This window comes from Owenweeksia hongkongensis DSM 17368 (assembly GCF_000236705.1).
In the GTDB taxonomy this organism is placed as follows: Bacteria; Bacteroidota; Bacteroidia; order Flavobacteriales; family Schleiferiaceae; genus Owenweeksia; species Owenweeksia hongkongensis.
The window spans coordinates 3649831-3671749 of record NC_016599.1 but is presented as its reverse complement, the minus strand read 5'-3'; the positions used below and the strand labels follow the sequence as shown (position 1 = coordinate 3671749).

19 protein-coding genes and 1 riboswitch are annotated in these 21919 nt (G+C 40.2%); of the genes, 13 read left to right on the top strand and 6 right to left on the bottom strand.

Going from position 1 to position 21919, the window contains the following annotated elements:
• Positions 1 to 120 precede the first annotated feature (120 nt).
• The gene (locus OWEHO_RS16230) at positions 121 to 1422 is read left to right on the top strand and encodes a sensor histidine kinase (RefSeq protein ID WP_014203586.1); all 1302 of its coding nucleotides are present in this window, start codon (positions 121 to 123) and stop codon (positions 1420 to 1422) included.
• Positions 1423 to 1424: 2 nt separating this feature from the next.
• On the opposite strand, the gene OWEHO_RS16225 is transcribed toward OWEHO_RS16230, so the two are convergent.
• The 3 genes from OWEHO_RS16225 to OWEHO_RS16215 all read right to left on the bottom strand — a co-directional run bounded on the left by OWEHO_RS16225 (position 1425) and on the right by OWEHO_RS16215 (position 3135).
• On the bottom strand, positions 1425 to 2033 hold the full coding sequence (locus OWEHO_RS16225) for a YkgJ family cysteine cluster protein (protein ID WP_014203585.1): 609 nt from the start codon (positions 2031 to 2033) through the stop codon (positions 1425 to 1427).
• Positions 2034 to 2101: 68 nt separating this feature from the next.
• Entirely contained in the window at positions 2102 to 2656 is a 555-nt protein-coding gene (locus OWEHO_RS16220; protein ID WP_014203584.1) for a 2'-5' RNA ligase family protein, read from the bottom strand.
• Between the two features lie 14 nt (positions 2657 to 2670).
• Positions 2671 to 3135, bottom strand: coding sequence for a COG2426 family protein (locus OWEHO_RS16215; RefSeq protein WP_014203583.1), 465 nt, complete (start codon positions 3133 to 3135; stop codon positions 2671 to 2673).
• Between the two features lie 125 nt (positions 3136 to 3260).
• Positions 3261 to 3369, top strand: a riboswitch (TPP riboswitch).
• 70 nt (positions 3370 to 3439) lie between these two features.
• Between OWEHO_RS16215 and OWEHO_RS16210 the strand changes: the two genes are divergently transcribed.
• From OWEHO_RS16210 to OWEHO_RS16195, 4 genes are read left to right on the top strand one after another with little or no spacing between them, the layout of a single operon-like run.
• Complete coding sequence (locus OWEHO_RS16210) at positions 3440 to 4168, top strand: class I SAM-dependent methyltransferase (RefSeq protein WP_014203582.1); 729 nt, start codon at positions 3440 to 3442, stop codon at positions 4166 to 4168.
• Complete coding sequence (locus tag OWEHO_RS16205) at positions 4165 to 5229, top strand: AIR synthase family protein (RefSeq protein WP_014203581.1); 1065 nt, start codon at positions 4165 to 4167, stop codon at positions 5227 to 5229. The genes OWEHO_RS16210 and OWEHO_RS16205 overlap by 4 nt, the downstream gene beginning before the upstream one ends.
• Positions 5226 to 5864 (top strand): thiamine phosphate synthase, encoded by a 639-nt coding sequence (locus tag OWEHO_RS16200; protein WP_014203580.1) that lies wholly within the window; start codon positions 5226 to 5228, stop codon positions 5862 to 5864. The genes OWEHO_RS16205 and OWEHO_RS16200 overlap by 4 nt, the downstream gene beginning before the upstream one ends.
• Before the next feature lie 4 nt (positions 5865 to 5868).
• Complete coding sequence (locus OWEHO_RS16195; protein ID WP_014203579.1) at positions 5869 to 6159, top strand: Trm112 family protein; 291 nt, start codon at positions 5869 to 5871, stop codon at positions 6157 to 6159.
• A 69-nt stretch (positions 6160 to 6228) separates the two neighbouring features.
• Here the strand turns inward: OWEHO_RS16195 and OWEHO_RS16190 are convergent, their stop codons facing one another.
• Positions 6229 to 7599, bottom strand: coding sequence for a LamG-like jellyroll fold domain-containing protein (locus OWEHO_RS16190; protein WP_014203578.1), 1371 nt, complete (start codon positions 7597 to 7599; stop codon positions 6229 to 6231).
• Between the two features lie 277 nt (positions 7600 to 7876).
• On the opposite strand from OWEHO_RS16190, the gene OWEHO_RS18095 reads away from it, so the two are divergent.
• From OWEHO_RS18095 to OWEHO_RS16170, 4 genes are read left to right on the top strand one after another with little or no spacing between them, the layout of a single operon-like run.
• Complete coding sequence (locus OWEHO_RS18095; protein WP_014203577.1) at positions 7877 to 8713, top strand: DUF5675 family protein; 837 nt, start codon at positions 7877 to 7879, stop codon at positions 8711 to 8713.
• Positions 8714 to 8715: 2 nt separating this feature from the next.
• Positions 8716 to 10518 (top strand): N-acetylmuramidase family protein, encoded by a 1803-nt coding sequence (locus OWEHO_RS16180; protein WP_014203576.1) that lies wholly within the window; start codon positions 8716 to 8718, stop codon positions 10516 to 10518.
• On the top strand, positions 10502 to 11110 hold the full coding sequence (locus OWEHO_RS16175; RefSeq protein WP_014203575.1) for a DUF4230 domain-containing protein: 609 nt from the start codon (positions 10502 to 10504) through the stop codon (positions 11108 to 11110). The genes OWEHO_RS16180 and OWEHO_RS16175 overlap by 17 nt, the downstream gene beginning before the upstream one ends.
• Positions 11107 to 12960, top strand: a complete 1854-nt coding sequence (locus tag OWEHO_RS16170) for a DUF4230 domain-containing protein (RefSeq protein ID WP_014203574.1) — start codon at positions 11107 to 11109, stop codon at positions 12958 to 12960. Before OWEHO_RS16175 ends, OWEHO_RS16170 begins: the two co-directional genes overlap by 4 nt.
• A gap of 28 nt (positions 12961 to 12988) precedes the next feature.
• On the opposite strand, the gene OWEHO_RS16165 is transcribed toward OWEHO_RS16170, so the two are convergent.
• Positions 12989 to 13651, bottom strand: coding sequence for an SGNH/GDSL hydrolase family protein (locus tag OWEHO_RS16165; RefSeq protein ID WP_014203573.1), 663 nt, complete (start codon positions 13649 to 13651; stop codon positions 12989 to 12991).
• A gap of 217 nt (positions 13652 to 13868) precedes the next feature.
• On the opposite strand from OWEHO_RS16165, the gene OWEHO_RS16160 reads away from it, so the two are divergent.
• From OWEHO_RS16160 to hsdR, 4 genes are all read left to right on the top strand, one after another.
• Positions 13869 to 15323, top strand: a complete 1455-nt coding sequence (locus OWEHO_RS16160; protein WP_014203572.1) for a class I SAM-dependent DNA methyltransferase — start codon at positions 13869 to 13871, stop codon at positions 15321 to 15323.
• Positions 15320 to 16618, top strand: coding sequence for a restriction endonuclease subunit S (locus OWEHO_RS18090; protein WP_014203571.1), 1299 nt, complete (start codon positions 15320 to 15322; stop codon positions 16616 to 16618). The genes OWEHO_RS16160 and OWEHO_RS18090 overlap by 4 nt, the downstream gene beginning before the upstream one ends.
• 131 nt (positions 16619 to 16749) lie before the next feature.
• The gene (locus OWEHO_RS16150; protein WP_014203570.1) at positions 16750 to 18219 is read left to right on the top strand and encodes an ATP-binding protein; all 1470 of its coding nucleotides are present in this window, start codon (positions 16750 to 16752) and stop codon (positions 18217 to 18219) included.
• Positions 18220 to 18691: 472 nt separating this feature from the next.
• Entirely contained in the window at positions 18692 to 21154 is a 2463-nt protein-coding gene (gene hsdR, locus OWEHO_RS16145) for an EcoAI/FtnUII family type I restriction enzme subunit R (RefSeq protein WP_014203569.1), read from the top strand.
• Positions 21155 to 21165: 11 nt separating this feature from the next.
• Here the strand turns inward: hsdR and OWEHO_RS16140 are convergent, their stop codons facing one another.
• Positions 21166 to 21804: a hypothetical protein gene (locus OWEHO_RS16140; RefSeq protein WP_014203568.1), complete on the bottom strand. Its 639-nt coding sequence runs from the start codon at positions 21802 to 21804 to the stop codon at positions 21166 to 21168.
• Positions 21805 to 21919 lie beyond the last annotated feature (115 nt).

The following is a 21919-nucleotide window of genomic DNA, read 5'->3' as shown; positions in this document are numbered from 1 at the left end:
GATGCCAAACTATTTTTACATTAATCTTGCAGGTTTGAAAAACTACTCACTTTTGAATTTTACTGGATATCACTTTGGAAGTAAAGTGATTTGAACTTAACCTCAAGACTAATCAATTAAATGATTACATCTTTCAAAAAGTGGTGGATTTATCTTTCCGGATTTGAGCAGCATTCTCAAATGGAGCATCGCATGTTTAATGTGGTAAGCCTCATTTGTTTTTTTACTCTAATCATAATTGGACTAGCAAATTATGCTCTTGGATTACCCAAAGTTGGTAACTGGACGCTCTTAATGGTACCCTTGCTAGCCTTTGTCTACTATCTTGCTCGTTTTGCAGATCGATTTGCACTAGCCAGTTTCTTGTTTGCCTCTCTTAGCTATGTTATGATGATGGGCAACTATCTGTTAAATTCAGGTATCAATGGACCAACGGTTTATGGTTTTCTACTTACCTTTCTGATAATCATTTTAATCACCCCTCCCAAAACCCATATTCTTTGGTTTTCACTACATGTAATTTCCGTATTAGGTTTATACATATTTGAAGCTTCCAACCCCAGTGTAATTACATATCAGTACAATGATACCTATGCTCAAATGGCTGATCATATTTTAACTTATGTTCCCGTTTTGCTATTCATGTATATCGCAGGTATTTTTCTAAGAAAAAGCTACAATTCCGAGAAAAAATTAGCAGACGAACGCCTAACAGCGATCAATCAGCAAAAGCAAGAATTGGAGTTTACCAATAAGGAAAAGGATCGTTTGTTTTCAATTATTGGTCATGACCTTCGCAGCCCGCTTAATTCTATTCAAGGGTACTTGGAAATATTAAATGCTACAGATCTCTCAGTTGAAGATAGAAATGAAATTCAACATCAGCTCTATGACCTTACTACCAATACCTCTCATCTTTTAAATAACCTCTTACTTTGGTCTTCCAAAACGGGTGATAAACTCAAACTTGACTCACTAGATTTAAAGGAGGCCACCATGGAAGTTGTTGATCTTATTCAACCGCAGGCTTACAAAAAAAGTGTTGAAATAAGCTGTGCTGTACCTAAGGAGGAGTTGGTAGTAAAGGCAGAACGGGATATGATTCAATTAGTAATACGAAATATCCTTAGTAATGCAGTAAAATTCACCCCAGAGAAAGGAAAAGTAAATCTTTGGTGTGAAGCCAACGGCAAATCAGTAACTATGTTTATACAGGATAATGGCACCGGAATTCCTAAAAATAGACAGCCTGATATTTTTACTTCTCAGGCCAAATCAACAAAAGGTACTGCTCACGAATCCGGTATTGGACTTGGCTTAGTGCTTTGCAAAGAGTTTGTAAGCGCTATGGACGGCTCTATCAACTTTGAGAGTATCGAAAATGAAGGATCTACATTTTCAGTGACCCTCAATAAAGGTTAAAATCAAGCAGCTTTCTTAAATCCTTTTGGCGGCTTGCGATAGGCATAGTAGTGCAAAATAAATTCTAGAGCTTTTTTTGTGGCCTCATTAATAGGGTAATAATTTCGTGCTAAGTCTGGGTCAATATTGGCCAGCTGACGATAATAATGAGAAACAACTGGAGCAAAGTTTTCCTCATTAATTTCTGCGGTTGTCTTTTGAAAAGCTTCAGGCTGTGATTCCTTTATGATATTACAAGTATAGATTTTCAGTTTATTCCCTTTTGCTTCTGCAGCAGAAGCACCAAATAGCCTGCATATCAAACCTCGATAATTGTAGTTTTGGCAAAAACCGCTTCCCACCTCTTCGGAAGTGAGACTAAAATTATGACACAGGGAATTTTTCACTTGTAAATCTTCAAGCTTTTGCTCCGCCTGGCCCGTCATGTAATAATGCATGGCCAAGGGCAAAAATTCTAATACGGTTGCATCAATATTGGGTTTTGTGCAACACTTTCCACAGCCTGCAAGACAGCGCATTGACGATTTACTATAAAATTTCTGAATGTCAGCATCAAGATGGCTAAAAAGTTTCTCCACAGCTTTTGCCTTTTGGTAGGGTGATTTTCTCAAAAAAGGGTTTAAATATCAGGTGAATGTATGCCTAAAGTTGGCACACCTAACACAGGAAAAATAAAATTTTAAGCTATAGAAAACTCAGTATCTACTGACCATTTTGAGCCGTCATGCTTTAATAAGGAAAAGCTATTCACCAAAAATCGAGCATTATATTTCTTATTTTCGAACTCTTTCCAGGCTTCTGCAAAAGCAGGTTTCTTCAAATCTCGAAAGGCCAAGGTAATATGCGGGTGATAAGCCTGATTTTTATAATTGGCATTCAATAGTTTTAAATCTACACGACACATCTCTACAATTGAACGTTGCAATTCTTTTAATGCTTCATTCTCCACTATATCGGCATAAATCACCCGAGGAGTAAATGCCGAAAAGTTTTTCAACTCCACTTCAAATCGCTCTTGATGAGCAGCCACATTGGTCAGACTTTTTAACATCCTTTCCTTCTTCTTATCAGAAAATTTGAAAGGCATATGAAGTGTAATGTGCGGTGGGGAATTGAGCGAAGCTTTACTCGAGTATTTGTCTCTAAAAAGTTCCTTCAAACCTTGTAATTCCTCCCTGACGGAAGAAGTAGGAATAATGGCGATAAAGTAAAGAGGATGCTGTTTTTGAGGCATTCAGCAAAAGTAAATCAAATGAGCTCAATGCCCATTTTACTAAGGTAGGTACCAGCTGCCATCAATGTGCAAGAAATAGTAACACCAAGGCTGATAGCCAAAAATGCTTTTCTCCTTTTGATCTTAAAAATGTGAGAAGCTATGGTGCCCATGTAAGCTCCGGTAATGGGTAAAGGGATCATCACAAAAACCATTAGTCCCCAAAAACCATATTTCTTAATACTCTTCCCAACACCAGATTTTGCTCTACGAGCCATCCGCACACTTTGCTTTTTATAAGGGCGGTACTTCCAAAGTTTTACGTCAAAATTATCTAGCAAAAACTTAAAAATAGGATACACCAATAGGTTGGCTCCAAGCCCTACCACAAATACTAAAAAAGGGTTGAGCCCACTTACAATTCCATAAGGTATCCCTACCCTGGCCTCACCAAAAGGGGATATGCTAAGAAGAAAAGTATGTACAAGCTCTGCTATCATATTTTTAAAAAGGTGTGCAAAAGTACACCGTAAGACTTATTTTACAACACTTTAACTAACCAAATAAGTAGAAATTAGTTTTAAGTACCTAATTCACTGCCATTCCCCTACCTTTGCCGCATTAATATTTTACAACGGGGTGTCTATCCTTATTATTACAAGGAGCGAAGACTGAGAAAATACCCGCAACCTGATCTGGATAATGCCAGCGTAGGGATTGTAGCAAAAGGCTTTCTGGCTTTTTGTATCCAATTTTTCCTTCCATGATTTGGGCATTCATCAGGTCAACATACAAAGTTGATAGATGAGCAATATTGAAAAAAAGCAAAAGTTTGACCTCGCCACCGGAGAGCTTCGCAACTGGCAGGGCCGTAAGGAATGGTTCTTCAATCGTGATGATACCGACCACTATGAAATGTATTATGAAGGGCCATACAAGCGCCAAGAAATTTGGCAAAAGAAAACCCTTGAAGGTCTTATAAAGAAAGATACTCGCGTAAAAAACCTTTTGGAATTTGGATGCGGCACCACGCGCTTTACCCGCTGGTGGCACGAAATAGGTATTAATGCCACCGGTGGAGATATCTCACCATTTATGCTTGGCCAGGGCGTTCATCTTTTTGATGGCGATCTTGTGCTGGCCGATTCCCATCACATGCCTTTCAAAGATCATAGCTTTGATGCACTGGCTTTCGTCACCACTTTTGAGTACTACAAAGATCCTGTGAAAGTAATACGTGAAGCGGTACGAGTAGGGAAATACGGGATCATTTTTGGCATGATGAATCGCAATACGCCAAAGCTTATTCGCAGGCGCGTACAGCAATCGGTGGGTAGAAATAATTACTACGTTACCGCAAACTTTTACACCCCAAAAACTCTAAAAGCACTAATTGCCGAGGCGCTTCCTGACCGTGATTATACCATCACCTGGAATGCTACCGGTTTGCCCAAATGGTTTCCTGTGCAGCAATGGCATCAGCCCTATGGCGACTTTTTTGGTTTTCATGTACAGCTAAATGATGTAGAATGAGCGCCTTTGAAAACAATAGCGGAAAGGTAAATTCAGCCGTTTTCAAAGAAGAGCTTCTCCCCTTTTCGGGTGCGCTGCGCAAAGAAGTTTTGTGTGGGCCAAAGTTTGGGGTGGATACTTCTATCATTGATTTAAAAAACGGATTGGCGATGGCCGTGTGCAGCGATCCTTTGTCGCTCATTCCTTCTTTGGGAATGAAGGCTTCGGCCTGGCTTTCGGTTCACCTTCCGGCAAATGATATGGCTACCACGGGCTATGCACCAAAGTATGCTCAGGTTGTACTCAATCTACCTACTTCTCTTTCACGGAAAGACTTCGCGGAATATTGGCAGCACATTCACCAGCAATGTGAGCAATTGGGCATAGCCATCACTGGCGGGCACACCGGCCAAGTAGAAGGTCAAAATTCTACGATTTCGGGTGGTGGAACTATGTTTTTAACTGCTCCAAAAGAAAGCTTGCTAAGCAGCAATAATGCTCAATCGGGTGATGCGATTATAGTAAGCAAGAGTGCCGCACTTTCGTCCACGGCTATTTTGGCCATGGCCTTCCCTGAAACGGTGAAGGAAAAGTTAGGGGCAGAAATTCAGCAAAAGGCAGCAAATAACTTTTGGAGTATTTCGGTGCTAAAAGAAGCCATGATTGCTGCCAAAACCCTAATCCCCAATAAGGAAATACATGCTATGCATGATGTAACCGAAGGCGGTGTGTTGGGCGCCATTAGCGAAATGGCTCAAGCTTCAGATTGTGGTTTTAGTGTAAATAACGATTCTCTTCCTATTCATCAAGAAGTGCAGGAAGTGGCAGACCTTTTTGAAATTGATCCAAGGTTTTCTATTGGAGCAGGATCTATGATTATGTCGGTAAAACCAGGAAATGAAGAACGTTTGATTTCTACCCTGAAAGCTGAAAACATTGAAGCTACTGTGGTGGGACATTTTACCGAAAGGGATAAAGGCCAACAGCTGATAGAAAACGGAGAGGAAAAAACATTTTCCTTTAATGGAACGGACCCTTATTGGGAAGCATTTTTCAAAGCCTTTAATGCAGGTTGGAAATGAGAAAGCTTGAAGGAATATATCTGGTAATAGATCCTTCGATGGAAGAAGGTAAACTTTTGCACAAGCTAGAAAGCGCAATTGACGGAGGGATTGATATTTTACAAATATGGAATCATTGGGCGAAGGAAGCTAAGCATGAAGACAAGCTGTATTTGATTGATAAAATTACAGCAACAGCTGCCGCTAAAAATGTTCCCGTTCTTATAAATGAGGAATGGCAATTACTGAAAGAAACTAATCTTGATGGAGTTCATTTTGATATAATTCCTGAAAACTGGACTGAAGTAAGAAATACTATTCCCAAAGAAAAAATAATAGGTTTTACGGCAGGCAACGATCTAGAACGAATACGATGGGCTAACGAAAATGAAATCGACTATCTATCATTTTGTGCCATGTTTCCTTCTTCTTCAGCGATAAGCTGCGAAATAGTAAAACCAAGCACGGTGTTGCTGGCTCGACAAATCACTACACTTCCCCTGTTTTTATCAGGAGGTATAAATCCCGAAAATTTACAAAGCTTGGGACTTTTAGACTTTCAGGGGGTGGCTATCATCTCAGGAATAATGAGTGCCGATAATCCCGCGAAAAAAGTAAAAGAATATAAAACCGCTTTGGCGGAAATAAAGAAATAGAATTATGCAAAAATTAATGTTAAACAAACTGTGCTGCCCGATGGACAAAAGCGAGCTGCACATTGAGATTTACAAGGAAGATGAAACTGGTGAAGTGCTAGAGGGAATGATGACTTGTCCGGATTGCAAGCGCTATTACCCTATTATTTATAGTATTCCAATAATGACGCCTGATGATTATCGCCAGAAGGAATTGGAAGCTCCAATGCTAAAAAGATGGGGGTTGGAAATGGACGCTTCAAAGCCAGAAACTTTTCAGTTGGCTTCATCTTCACATGTAGCTATTGAGAAGTGAATTTTATCCAAAAATAGAAAGGGCTGCTTCTAATTGAGGCAGCCCTTTATTATTAAAATATGCTTTGGTTTAATCCAAAATCAATCTCTCCACGAAAGTCTCCCCTTCGGCTTCAAGCTTTATGAAGTAAATTCCTTTAGATTGAGAAGAAAGGTCAATTTCTGTTTCTCCATTACCTAAATCCTCGAAGGTTAAAATCATCTGACCTGTTACGCTAAACACCGCCAGCTTACCGGTTCCAATAGATTGGTGCGAAACTTTCACAATTCCCTTAGTTGGATTTGGAAACAATTTTAGAGTAGAAACCTCATTTTCGAAAAGCCCGACACCATCTAAACTATAACATGCAGAGGTGTCTTTGCAGCCACCATAGTCCACAGATACTGCATAACTTCCATTGGGGTCTGGAGGTGTCAAGGTTTGACGAGTTCCACCAGGTACCAACTTGTAATTATCATTACAATCCATCCACCTGTAGGTAGCATTGGTTCGATTGGCTGTTAAATCGGTACCAGTAGCAGTTACACTCACATCCACATACTTTACGGTAAGTGTAGTTTCGATTACCGAATCACAAGAATAAACATTTTGCAAGGTATCTAAATATACACCTGACGAGTCATACGTCATACCTGTTGGGCTGATATACTGATTGCAAGCACTGGCAGTAACGGATACAAAACTGGCTCCCTGAGCAGTAATGTTTGCACCATTCACCCAGTTAGAAGAACTTCCACTAAGTGAAAAATTATGCAACACACCGTTAGCCATGGCCACATCTTCATAAGCACTGGTTTTCCCACTGTTTGCTCCACCAGCTGTGCCTTCATTAAATCTATAATAAGCCACCAAGTCAGTTGGAAGTGTACAGTATTCGGCAGCAGTATCAGCCACGATATTGGATAGACTTCGAGCTACATTCCAAACTTTTACCTCGTCAATATCTCCTTCAAAAGTATTTACTCCATCTACACGTCTCCCTATGGCAAAATTCCCAGAAAGAGTATTCATCGTTACTCCTGTGAAATTTCCCGAAACATCCAATACTCCATCTACGTAAAGTTTAAGGGGGTTGGTGGAAGATGGATCGTAGACAGCAGCAACATGATGCCATTGCCCATCGGTAACATCAATGTTTCCACTCAATCCATTCCCTCCAACTTCTACCCTAATGGCACCGTTAAACAATACATTAAATGTAAATCTGGAACCAAGTGGCGAAGCCGCACCCCAATCAAGTATCACTTTTTGTTTACCACCATTCGCAGGAACCGTATTCGCGGTGGTTCTTACCCAGGCTTCCACAGTTCGGGCTGAAGTTCCTGAAATACCTGAAAAACTGCTCGAAATATAATCGTCTACTCCGTCAAAATTCAGAGCATTCTGTGCCGATAAGTGCAAGCCTGCGAGGCATAATAGTGTTAGTAATTTTCTTTTCATAATTCGTATTAAGAGTTAGTTATACTACAAGGTTAGTAAAATTCAAGACTCACAACAAGCCTGAAACCCTTATTATTACTAGGCACGCATACAAAATCATCTAGGGTAGGCACCTTAGAAAAATTCTGTAAAAACAGGAATATTAACCTTTTACGGCTTTTACTTTTCACAAACCATTGTCTAAAAAAAATTAACGATATTAGAATTGTAGTTAAGTTTATCTCAACCAGAAGATTAACTACTAATAACCTAACCATACCACCTAAAACCAAACACCATGAAGAGAATCCTATTTCTTCTCCTTGTTGCGCTCGTAACACTAGGTGTTTTGTTATTTATTTTCAACCCTGAAGTTATTGAAAAAGTATGGCTATGGCTAATAGGATTAGCCGGTGTAATAGTAACGCTTATCAAAAAGGGTATCGATTGGGCAAAGGGACTTTTCAATAAGCCTGATGAGCAGAAAGATTCAAAAACAGAGGACAATAAGGAATACACACAACAACTTGCAGTCCTAAAAAAAAGCTGGCAAAGTGAAAAATCTAAACTAACGGCTCGCATTTCGGAGCTGGAAAGCAAGTTATTATCACCCCAAGAGGTACCTGATGATTTTGAAGGAACCACCATCACGCTTTTACGCTATGTAGATGATGGTGACACCACCTTAGGTTTGCTTTTTTATAATGGTAAATTCTACTGCTATACTTTAGAAGATACCTTTCGCGAAACGAAGATAGCCGGCCAAACACGCATTCCAAAAGGTACTTACAAACTAGGGTTCAACAAATCACTCACTGGACTCACCCAAAAGTACCGCGATAAATATCCTTGGTTTGAATACCATTTGCATCTAAAAAACGTGCCTGATTATGAAGGCATTTACATACATGTAGGCAACTACCATAAAGATACCGATGGCTGCATACTGCTGGCCGATGGCATTGGAGCAAAAGATAGCCAGCTAATGGTAACGCACTCGCAGCAAGCCTACAAGCGATTTTATTTACAGATAAAAAAAGTACTTGACCGCGAAGAGCAAGTACGAATATGTATAAAAGATGAGACCTGGATTGCCTCCATCACAAAACATAGTGAAGCACTTATAATAGACTAGCCATGACCAATGACCAAAAAAATAGCACAACTAATATTGATAAACTAAAAGAAGCAGATGTAATCTGGCTTAAATCCCGCCTCAAGCTATGGATGATAGGAACTGCCATTTTACTTATCGTCATCATTGCCTCAGGGCTAATATGGAAGTTTGACTTCTTAGAGTTTTCCTCTTCAATTGTATCACTTGTTGTACTCTCATGGGTTTGCTACAAAGCTATCATGCTCTGGTATGACCGATTTAAATATAGTCCTGATGCAGACCTTAATAATGGTCAAAATCCTTATCGTAAAGTTTTCTTTGTTGGCATAAACCTGATGGGAGTTATACTTCTAGTAGTAGGTTTTGCCGGAGCTACCCTAATGGTAATTGAGGGTGATGATGGCTCCCTTCACAAAGCCACGGCCCTTATGATTATGATTATTTGGTCCGTTATTTTTCTGCGATACTTTGTGTGGGCTCTCTATTTCTACAACATTAATTATGGCCTTACCGACAAAGACTGGGGGCGTATTTTTAAGGCAAGACAAGACAAATCTTTAGGTATCCCTATTATTGAAGGCTCCGACCAAGGGCCAAAGAACAACCCATACCGCAGCCAAACTTTTGGCTTACCTCCGGGCACTGTTCGTGGGATGATAGCTTTTACACTTTTGTTTGGTGCCATTGCTCTTACCGTTACCGGAATGGGCCTAAATGCTGAAATCAATCCTGATAGTTTCTTTTGGGACCACTACGAATTTTTCAAAACGGCTTTCTTGATGATGATTGCCTTTTACTTTGGCGACAGCAGTATGCGCTATTTATCCAAGCGCTGGAACTCCAGCCGTGAAGAAGGTTTTCAGCAAAATAGAGGTGGCACAAAACCAGCTTCCAGCGTGCCTGATGAGATAGAAATGGATGACATGGATTTTGAGATGCATGAGCAGCCCTCTGCCGCAGTATCGGGAGCACCAGCCGAACCACAAAGCGGTAATTTATCTTTTGAAGCTCCAAGTGCCCTTAAGAGTATGCTTCAAAATGCAAATCCCTTTGAAGCAAAGGAAATTGAAGTAAAACAGGCGGAATCCCTCAAAGCTGACTATCCACAGATAATGGATAATGAAATGAGCAAAACCCTAACGGAAAAGGATTTTGCAAAAGCTGTGGACACTCTGCTAGAGCAAGGCTACATTGTGCAGGAAGCTGTGATACGCGCTGTAGTAGAAGTTGAATCCAGCGGCTCAGGACTGCTGGATGATGGCCGCGCCAAGATCCTTTTTGAAGGACATAAGTTTTGGCATTGGCTAAAGCAGGCAGGAAAAAACCCTGCTGACCTCGTAAAAGGAAACGAAGACATACTTTACGAAAAGTGGACCCGTGCCCACTACAAAGGCGGGAAAGGCGAATATGACCGATTACAGAAAGCAATGAATATTGATAAGAAAGCTGCGATATACAGCGCTTCCTGGGGCAAGTTTCAAATTCTTGGTGAAAACCTCGAGCACTACATTAAGTCGCGCCTATTCGACCCCAACAATGAACTTCATCAAAAAGCACCCGACTTGTATTACAAGGATGTGGATGATTTTTATGATAAACAGGACAATTCAGAGTATTATCATTTGCTGGACTTCATCGCTTTAATCACCACCAAAACGGTGAAAAACGAAGACGGAATGGCTATGCCTCTGGTCAATTACCTGAGTGGCAATGACCCATCACAGCTTGACTGGGACAAATTTGCCTACGGCTATAATGGAAAAGGCTACAAAGAGAATAACTACGACACCAAGCTAAAACGGGCTTATGAGCGCTTTTCTTAAGCCATATCTGATTATATTAATTTCTTCACTGCTTTTCATTTCCTGTAAAGAAGATAAGCGAGGCTTGGTGGTGGGCAAAATTCAAAAAGCATCGGAATTAGCCACTACCGAATTTACCGTAAACAAGCTTGTACATGGTACGAAAACAAAAAAAATAGCCTGGGTTTTTAAACTAAATGAAGCGCGGTTTTTAGCTTATTCACAAGCCAAAATAAAGACAGGCATTGAGCTCGGCCGACTGAGAAAAGAGGATATTGAGATTGATGGCGACATTATCAGTATTATGCTTCCTCCCGTTAAAGTCGTCAACTTTTCCTACCCTCCCGAAAGCTTTTATCTGGACTCTTTGATATCAGACCCCAATCAATTTTTGAATAAAATTTCCATTGAAGAACAGGAGCACTTTTTTAGGGAAGCCGAGCTAGACATCAGAAATAATCTGAAATACATTGGCATTGTAGAAACTACACAAAAAAATACCCGCATCCTCTTAACGCGGCTTTTGTCCTCGTTGGGCTATAACGAAATTCACATCAACTTTAAGAATGACAGCCTTATCGTGGATGAAGTAAACCTTGAAACCACCTTATGATTACGCTGATATCTAAATATTGGAAAGTCATTCTGGATGCGATACTCATTGTTGCCCTAATCGTTTTAGTTTTTATTTGGAATCCGTTCAATGTGTTTGGGAAGGGAATAGAATTTAAACCCACCACCAACATGGTGATGGAGGTAAAGAAAATCGGTGAATTGGTAACTGCTCAATACTATGGAGAGGTGGTAGCTTCTCTTGGTGAGGCGCGTTTAAACTTATTGAAAGAAGATGACCTTGCTGATAAAGGAGACTTGTACTACCAAAAGTTAAAAGAAGATATTTTCCAATCTTATGAAGAGTTTGTCCTGATTCCTGTAAGCAAAGCCAAAAACAACAGGAAGCGAAAACAGGCCGAAAGACAAGGGCGAAGGGATGCACTCAAAAAAATTGAGGAGGAATATGGCCGGGAATATAGCGGCAGTAAGTTTGAAACATTTCTCAACGACACCCTTGATATAATTCTCCTTTTTGCCGTTGAAAGAGAGATTAGTGAACCAGTATCCGAAAACTTAAATCAATTCAAAAAGGAGAAGAAGAGAGAAAAATTTCGCACCAAGCGGCTGGAAAACCTTTACGATGAGATTGTGCTAAAACATGCCACTTTAGACACTAGTGAATTCAGAATATACCGAAATCAAGGGTTTAGCGATAGGTCTAATTTCTCCAGCTTCTACTACAATATAACCGAAGAAGAAATAAAAAACCGCGAGCAGTTGGCTATGATTGGGCGTGGATCGGTTAAAGCCGGATTTAATTTTAGCACACTTACCGAGAGGAACTTTCGCTTTGATGAAAGCAAGAACATACTTCACATTTTTGGTGTCACGCCCACAATTTTAAATTACGATATCAACCCTTGGTTTATCCCGCAGCAAGCTGTACCTGGTTTTGACATCGTGCAATCCGGGCGAAAAGCTAATTTTTTGGATGCTGTAAAAGTAAAATCATACTGCCGTGATAAATTGAAAGCTTCGGCTCTGGAAGCTGGAATACTCGAAGAAGCACAGCGATATGGCGAGGAAGTGATGAAAAGTTTCTTTTCTCTAATCCTCGATCGTGAGGTAATGGAGGTTCGGTTTCATGATGATTTGGAGAAAGAATATTATGACCAAATAGCCAGTGACGGCATCATCGATTATGCAGAAATGACTTTTATTAATGTGATAGAAAAAGAGTACCGCCATAAGATAGACACCACAAAGAGGGAAATTTTAAAAAGTGCCTACGAAATCCAGTTTCAGGATTTACTCTTCAAGCTGTGCCAGCTAAATATCAGAATGAAAGACTCCACCGAAGTTCCGTTCAACTACTTCACATATCAGCTTTTCCCAATTATAAGGGATAGTGTAATTAGTGAGAAAAACTATTCAAAGGTCACCTCCGAAGCTCGCTGGGCCGTAAGTGATTCCACTTTTGCCCCTCCTGCTTTTGATACGGTAAAGCATTGGTTTGTAAACAAATCAGAAATAGTAAACCCTTATCAGTTTACCGAAGATTATAATGTGATGCTCCAGTTTCTTGAAAAACGAAACCTCATCATCTTAGGCTCGGACACGGCAAAATTCAATTCTGAATCAATCAAATATGTAATAAGCCCAACCATTGCATTTGTCGATTCTATAAGTCAGGTAGACACATTAAATCTTGAAGAAATACACCCTTCAGAAAACACACTAAGTGCCCTGCAAAAAACGGATATTCACAACTACAGGGCATACCTCAAAAATAAGCACCGAGCCTATTCGGAAAAATCATGGGTATATAAGTGGCGTGATAAGGTAAATACCAAAGTTGACCTCAAAAAGCTTCAAACCGACATTAGTGCAAAAGTGGGCTTGAAGTAAAAAGGAAAACTCAATTCACTAGTTGAAGCTAAAATCTCTCCAACAAATATTCACTCATTATTTCCCGCACCCAAAGCTCATGCATTTTTGAAGAAAAATGTAGGCCATCTGAAGCAATGAGACTTTCATTTCCTTTTGCCGTTCTACTGATTTCTGTAATGTCAACGTAGCTTACATTATATTCCTCAGCTACGGATTTGTTGATTTCATTAAAAGCATCAATATCGGGAGATATACTTTTCATGTTCTCTACCGCCACTGTGCACACTCCATAATCAGGAATACTTATCACAAATACATTCTCCTTTTTTCCTCCTGCTAAGGCTATACTTTTTTCTAATAGCTGGGTAAATTCAGTTTTATACTGCGATTTACTCAAATGCTGATATTGATTGTTTACTCCAATTAGCAAAGACACCATATCATAAGGCCCCTTCGGGTTTTCTTTCGCTATTCCATTAAGCAAATCACGAGTGGTCCATCCGTTTTCAGCAATCACATCAAGGTCTGCATAAAAATTTGGAATCCCTTTTTTCATTGAATCAACTAGAAGAACGGGGTAGGCATTTTGTTTTCCAATGGCGGTGCCAATGGTGTAACTATCTCCCAAGGCTAGATATTTTATTTCATCACCTTTATTCGCAAAAGCAAACACTACCAAAACCGCTAAAACCGCAAGTAACTTCTTCATCCTCTCTTATTTTTAAAATTGACATTTATCAAAAATCTTATACCTATTAACTTCAAACCAAGTATGAAGTAAATAAACACATACGATTTTATGAAGGTCGGAGATTTTCTGTCGCTACTATGAGATAGCTAAATGACCCCGCAAAACCGCTGCTTATTAATACCCTTAATTTTAAAGGCTATCCCTTAGATTTGCCTTTCCCCAAATACAAGATTAAATGTTTGAACAAACATTCAAAAATATAGATGACCTCCTGTACAAAGATTCAGGAGCGGATAGTGAACTGGATTATATAGGACAAACCTCATGGGTAATGTTCCTGAGATACCTGGATGAACTTGAACAGGACAAAGCCGATGAAGCTGAGCTGCGTGGCGAAGAATACAGTTATATTCTGAATGAAGAATTTCGCTGGGCTAATTGGGCCATGCCCAAAGATGCAGATGGAAAGTTGGATCATCATGTAGCTATGACCGGGCCAGACTTAGTGGCCTTTGTAGATGGACAGCTTTTCCCGTATTTGGCAAAATTTAAGCAGACCGCAGATAATGCTCAAACTATTGAATACAAGATTGGCGAAATCTTCTCTGAGCTTAAAAACAAAATACAGAGTGGTTACAACCTACGTGAGATTTTAGAATATGCCGATGCACTGCCGTTTCGCTCTTCAAAGGATAAGCATGAGCTGAGCCACTTGTACGAAAGCAAGATTAAAAACATGGGCAATGCGGGCCGCAACGGTGGCCAATATTATACGCCTCGCCCATTGATTAGGGCCATGATAAATGTGATTGACCCACAAATTGGCGAAAAGATTTATGATGGTGCGGCCGGTTCTTGCGGCTTCCTCTGCGAAGCATACGACTATATGTATGAGCGCATGGAAAAGACCACCGACAACCTGAAAACCCTACAAGAAAACACCCTTTACGGAAAGGAAAAAAAGAACCTGGCCTATGTGATTGGTATTATGAACATGATACTGCACGGCATAGAGGCGCCCAACATTATACACACCAATACGCTGGGCGAAAACATACGCGACATACAGGAGAAAAACCGCTACCACGTAATACTGGCCAACCCACCGTTTGGTGGTAAGGAACGCCCCGAGGTGCAGCAAAACTTTGACATAAAAACGGGAGAAACCGCTTTCCTGTTTATGCAGCACTTTATTAAGAGCCTGAAAACGGGTGGCCGTGCAGCCGTTGTTATTAAAAACACAGTGCTGAGCAACACAGACAACGCAGCCGTTGCTTTGCGCAAATTGCTGTTGGATAGCTGTAACCTGCACACCATTTTGGATATGCCGGGCGGCACTTTTTTGGGAGCAGGTGTAAAAACGGTGGTACTCTTTTTTCAAAAGGGTGAACCCACCAAAAAGATATGGTACTACCAGCTTGACCCCGGCCGAAACATGGGTAAAACCAACCCACTGAACGACAAGGACATGGCGGAGTTTGTAGAGTTACAGAAAACACAAGAGGAAACTGAAAAAAGCTGGAATCTGAAAGTAGCAGACATTGACGAAGCAACGGCAGACCTTAGCGTAAAAAACCCCAACACACCTGAAGAAGCTCCGCTACGTGCGCCAGCTGAAATTTTAGCAGAAATGGAAATGCTGGATGCAGAAACCAATTCAATTCTTCAATCAATTAAAGAATTGATATGAAAGAGGGCTGGAAAAGAATAACAATGCTTGAGGCATGCAACCTTATTACATGCGGGGTTGCGGCAAGACCGAAATATGTTGATGATGGAGTTCCATTTTTGTCTGCAAAGAATGTAAAAGAAGGGCGGATTATTTATGAAGATTACAATTGTATAACTGAGGAAAATCATCACGAACTAACAAAGAAAAATAAACCTTTAGTTGGAGATATACTCTATACTCGTGTAGGAAGTTACGGTGAAGCGGCAGTTATTGAAGAGGAGATTGAATTCAGCATATTCGTTAGTTTAACCTTAATTAAACCTAAAAAGGATATATTAAGCAGTTACTTCTTAAAGTATTATCTCAATTCTCATGAAGTTAAAACTCTTGCTACAAACAGCATCACCAGTTCAGGTGTTGGAAATCTTAACGTTGGAACAGTTAGAAAATTCCCTGTTCCCATCCCACCCCTCACCGAGCAAAAACAAATCGTGGCGATACTGGACAAAGCCTTTGCGGCTATAGACCAGGCCAAGGCCAATATTGAAAAGAACATCCAAAACGCTAAAGAGCTTTTTCAATCCAAGCTCAATGAAATATTTAGCCACCCTTCGACAGGCTCAGGACAGGACGGTGATGGTTGGGAGGAGAAGAGTATTGAGGATATAACTGAAGTAATAAACGGCTACAGCTTTAAGAGCAAAGATTTTTCAGCTGAGAATGATATAAAGGCAATTAAGATCACCAATGTTGGAATCATGGAATTTGTGGAGGATTCCTCAAATAACTTACCTTCTTCATATTTAGAAGAATATTCAAAAGTAAAAGTTCATGAGGGCGACTTAGTTTTGGCACTAACTCGTACAATTATTTCAGGAGGGTTAAAAGTTGCCCAAGTTCCAAAGAGCTATCATAACTCTTTATTAAATCAACGAGTTGCAGCTATTGTTCCCAACCTCGAATTAGTTGACAGAGACTATCTATTCTATTTTTTCAGCTCTAATCGAGTATACAACTATGTACTTGATAACGTAAATACTCTAATGCAACCTAATTTATCTATTGGTGATTTAAAGAAACTGCCGGTGCCACTTCCACCAGTAGAAAGACAAAGAGAGCTAAGATTATTGATTGAGGCATTATCAAATAACCGCAACCAATTGGTTCGTCATTATTCTGCTAAACTAAATGGCTTAGAAGACCTTAAAAAATCCATTTTACAAAAAGCCTTTGCTGGGGAGTTGATAAAAGAGGAAACTGAAAGTATATTGCAGGTGGCGGCAGAGCCGGGTGTGGAGTATGAAACTAAATAATATGTTCACGACATGCATGTCGTGAACATCAGGTAAGTAAATGATAATTAACTAAATAACCTAAGAACCTCAAAAACCCTTTTACAGAAGGTGCTTGTACAGGTAGAGTTAATTAAAGAGGAAAGTGCTATATGAGTGATTTAAACCAACAGATGCGCAGAGACATTGTATTGATAGATGAGTTACTATCTGGAAATACTGAAAACGGGTGTGTAGAATTTAAGCATAATAATGCATCACCAGAAATGATCGGTAAGCTATGTTCTGCACTATCTAATGTAGCACGTATTCAAGAAAAAGATTTTGCTTATGTGCTATGGGGTGTAGAGGACGGCACTCAAAAAATTGTTGGCACCACTTTTAATCCCGAAACTCAAACTAAAGGCAATCAGGTTTTAGCTATGTGGCTGTCACAAATGCTTACACCGCGCATCACCTTTTCTTTTCGCCAAGTAAACCACCCAGACGGCAAACTTGTTCTATTAGAAATCCCGGCCACACATACCACACCTGTAGAGTTTGAGAGAACAGCCTATTTGCGAATTGGAAGCGCTACACCACGCCTATCCGATTACCCTGAGCATTATCAAAAACTTATAAATAGTCTGCGTTCCTACAATTGGGAAAAAGCAGTAGCAAAATCATTTGTTACCGCAGATGAAGTGGTAAAACTTATCGACTATCCCTCTTACTTTAAGCTTACTAAACAAAACCTCCCAGAAAACAGGTCTGGTATTTTAGAGCGTCTGGCAGCAGATGCTATCATTAATAAAGATGTGGGCGGACACTGGAACATTACCAATCTTGGCGCCATATTGTTTGCTGAAAATCTGGAAGATTTTGGCTCAGCTCATTCTCGCAAAGGGATTCGGTTTGTAGCCTATGATGGAGACAATAGAGCATCAACGGTAAAACAACGGATAGACGGGAAGAAAGGTTATGCAAATGCCTTTTCGGGAATTGTTTCGTACATAAATAACTTGTTGCCTGTAAACGAACATATAGGTAGTACTCAAAGAAACCAGCAACTATTGTTTCCAGAAATAGCCATTCGCGAAACCATAGCCAACGCTCTGATACATCAAGACATGACTATAAGCGGAACTGGCCCTTTGGTAGAACTTTTTGACACACGTCTGGAAATTACCAACCCGGGTAAATCTTTGGTTCAAACCGATAGAATGATCGACTTGCCGCCCCGTTCAAGAAACGAGGCATTGGCCTCTCTTATGCGAAGAATGGGCATGTGTGAAGAACAAGGAACCGGCCTGGACAAAGTAATCATGAGTGTGGAGGTAAATCAACTACCTCCTCCAAAATTTCAGGAAATGGATCATTCTATGCGGGTAATTTTGTTTGCACCTCGCACATTTGCAGACATGACCGTTTCTGAACGAACACGAGCTTGCTACCAACACTCCATTATGAAATATCTTGAAGGAGCAAAAATGAAAAACTCAACACTATGCGAACGATTTGGAATTGAAAAACACAATGCTGCTCAAGCATCTGCTGTGATTAAGAAAGCTTTAGATAACAAGCTAATAAAGGCAGCAGACCCTGAGCATCCACGAGGTGGCTATGAACCTATTTGGGCGTAAGCGATATCTCTTGATTGGGTTTTGATTCCGATTAAGAAACAAGAACTAAAAAGAATGCAACCAACTGAAAAACAACCCCCTTCACTTCTTATTATTTCTTGATTGTGTTTTGATTTATAAATGAAAAGAGTGCAACAGACCCAAAAAAGACTTCTTCAAGTGACATTAAACCTTGCTTAAGCAACACAAAACAATCAAGGATTAACCATTGTTTTTCAGCTACTTACCTAAAACAAGTAACATTTACCCCTAGCTAAGCAACACAACTGATGTGTCACAAGTAAAAATGAACCAAACTCAAAGTGACATAAAATCCTTGAAAATGTATTTGAAGAGAATTCGCGTTCAGTTTCGATTTTAACAAGGGCCTTATTTGATGGTCATTTGACAAAAAATATTAATAACTATGCAAAAGCACTGATAACCTGTACATTCCTTTTTGATGGTTATTTGATTTTCAACTAAAACAACGATGAACGAAGCCCAAACCAAACATGATTTAATAGAACCCGCCCTAAGAGCCGCAGGCTGGGGTACCGTTGAAGGTAGTCGTTTGCGTTTGGAGTTTCCTATTACACAAGGCCGGCTTATTGGCCAAAGCCGCAGAGCTCAGCCCTTAAAAGCGGATTATGTACTTGAATACAAAAATCGAAGAATTGGCATAGTAGAAGCCAAGGCCAGGGACATATACTATACCGATGGTGTAGGGCAAGCAAAAGATTATGCTGAGCGGTTGAAAATTCGTTACACCTATGCTACCAACGGCCTCAAAATATATGGTGTAGATATGGAGCAAGGCAGTGAAGGAGATGTTAGCACCTTCCCTACCCCTGATGAACTTTGGGAAATGACCTTCCCTACACCCAAAGAAGAATACAAGGTAGAAATAGCCAATTGGACCGAGCGTTTATTTGCCATTCCCTACGAAGATAGAAGTGGCACATGGCAGCCTCGCTATTATCAAGACAATGCCATTACTAAGGTGCTGGAAGCTATTGCAACCAAAAAAGACAGAATACTTTTGACCTTAGCAACGGGCACCGGAAAAACGGCCGTGTCCTTTCAAATTGCATGGAAACTGTTTCATGCTTCGTGGAACCTCAAAAGAGACGGACAGCGCAAACCGCGCATTCTCTTTTTAGCTGATAGAAATATTTTGGCCGATCAGGCATTTAACGCATTCAATGCCTTTGATACAATTGACGAAAACATAAAGGTGCGTATAAGCCCTAAGGAAATAAAGAAGAAAGGAAAGGTTCCCAAAAACGGTAGCATCTTTTTTACCATTTTCCAAACGTTTATGACCTCCGCTCAAAATGGCGAAGACAAAGAACAGGATGATGAAACGCTTGGCATGGCGGCTGAACCCGAAGCAAAGTATGATGACAAATCCTTCAACTTTGGTCAATACCCAAAAGATTTTTTTGATTTTATTGTAATTGATGAGTGCCACCGTGGTGGTGCCAATGATGAAAGTTCGTGGCGTGCCATCATGGATTACTTTTCACCAGCAGTTCAATTGGGATTAACCGCCACGCCCAAGCGTGATGTAAACGGTGACACCTACAAATACTTTGGTGACCCTGTGTATGAGTATGCCCTAAAAGAAGGGATCAATGATGGTTTCTTGTCCCCCTTCAGGGTAAAAGAAATCCAAACCAATTATGATGAGTACACCATAACTGAGGATGACAATATAGTAGAAGGTGAAGCTGAAGTAGGCGATACATTTACTTACAAGGATTATGGGCGCAAGATTATCATTGAGCAAGTAGAGCGCTATCGAGTTCAGTATTTCATGGATTTGCTGAATCAAAATCAAAAGACCTTGGTGTTTTGCGCCACACAGGTTCACGCAGCTTATATAAGAGATTTGATCAACCAAATTGCGGATAGTAATAACTCTAATTATTGTCATCGTGTAACAGCTGATGATGGCAGTATTGGCGAAAATCATTTGCGGGATTTTCAAGACAATGAAAAAAGCATCCCAACGGTGTTGACTACTTCGCAAAAGCTAAGCACTGGGGTTGATGCACCGGAAATTCGCAACATCGTTTTGCTTCGCCCTGTAGAGTCTATGGTAGAGTTTAAACAGATTGTAGGTAGAGGTACCCGCCTTTTTGATGGTAAAGATTACTTCACCATTTTTGATTTTACCAAAGCTCATCAACATTTTAAAGATCCAGAATGGGATGGGCCACCGTTGGAACCAGAACCATCAACGGGTGGAGGAACACGTCCACAATGCAACAATTGTGATCAGAAGCCATGTATTTGTGAGAAGCCAGAACCAGAGCTTTGTAGCGAGTGCGGAAATGATCCTTGCGTGTGTGAAAACCCTCCAAAGAAAATGGTAACAGTGAAGCTCTCCAACGGTAAAGCTTTAGAGATTGCGGCAACGGCTAAGACCACATTTTGGAGCCCTGAAGGAAAACCTATTTCTGCATCCGAGTTTATTAAGTTGTTATTCGGGGATCTTCCTTCTTTTTTCGGAAGTGAAGAAGAATTGAGGCGACTGTGGTCGCAACCTGGCACACGAAAAAAACTGATGACGGAGCTTGAAGAAAAAGGATATACCAGCGCGCAACTGGATGACTTAAGCGCACTGGTGCATGGTGAGAATAGTGACCTATACGATGTTCTCAATTATGTGGCTTATCACAAAGATTTGGTGCCTCGATTAGATCGGGCAGAATCGGCAAAAGTTCAACTAAGCGATTATGACCCCAAGCAACAAGAGTTCTTGAATTTTGTGTTGGAACAATATGTAAAAGAGGGCGTGAATGAGTTGGATGATGCCAAGCTTACACCACTTTTGATTTTGAAATATAATGCCATTGCTGATGCAAAACGGGAATTAGGAGACATCAAAAGTATTCGGGAAACTTTCGTAGGTTTTCAAGAGCATTTGTATCAGGATGTAGCGGGGTAAATCCTTTGCTATTATAGCTTAGGCTTGTTTTTAACTTTATTCAATCGAGACTTCCAAACTTGACCTATCGCTTCTCCCACAACCATAAACTCCACATCGGTAAATTCATCCGTTTTGGCATTGTTACACCAGTAGCAAGCCATTACCACATTTTCTGGTAAATACTCAAAGTTGGAATTCTTTCTATCCATTTCAAGTTTCCAGCCCCGTTCATTCTTTTTGAAAAGCTCCAAACAGCTGGCAAGGGTGTCAATATCACTCATAGTGATCTTGCAATAAGTACAATGGTCACTACCGCATATTTTTGTAAACTCATCAAAATCAAATTTAGCCGGAAAGAATTCCTTTATGTAGCAATCACGTAGCACTTTAAGTTCCTCCAGGTGAGCAACCTCCATTCGAACCATTTCATTATAAACTTCACCAACTGATAAGCTACTTCCATCAATTGTTTCCTCGTGATTTCTTTGCCAATATTGGGCGGTATATTTTTTCACCAAATCATTTTCAACCAAAAAGGTGTTCACTTTCTCTGAGTTAAATTCTCTTCCCAGCAGCGCTTGTTGAAAAATATAAAGTTTTGACCGAGTCTTAAAGCTGTCCGCAGCTTTGCTGCGGTAATAGGTTTTGTAGTCTATCTGATTTGACATTTTTTAGAATAAATGTGACCATTGAAATTAGTCAAATCTTTTAAGAACCGTTGATCTTAACTTATCTTTTGGGGCAATGTGCTTTTTCAACAATCAGACTACCGTTTCAATTTAG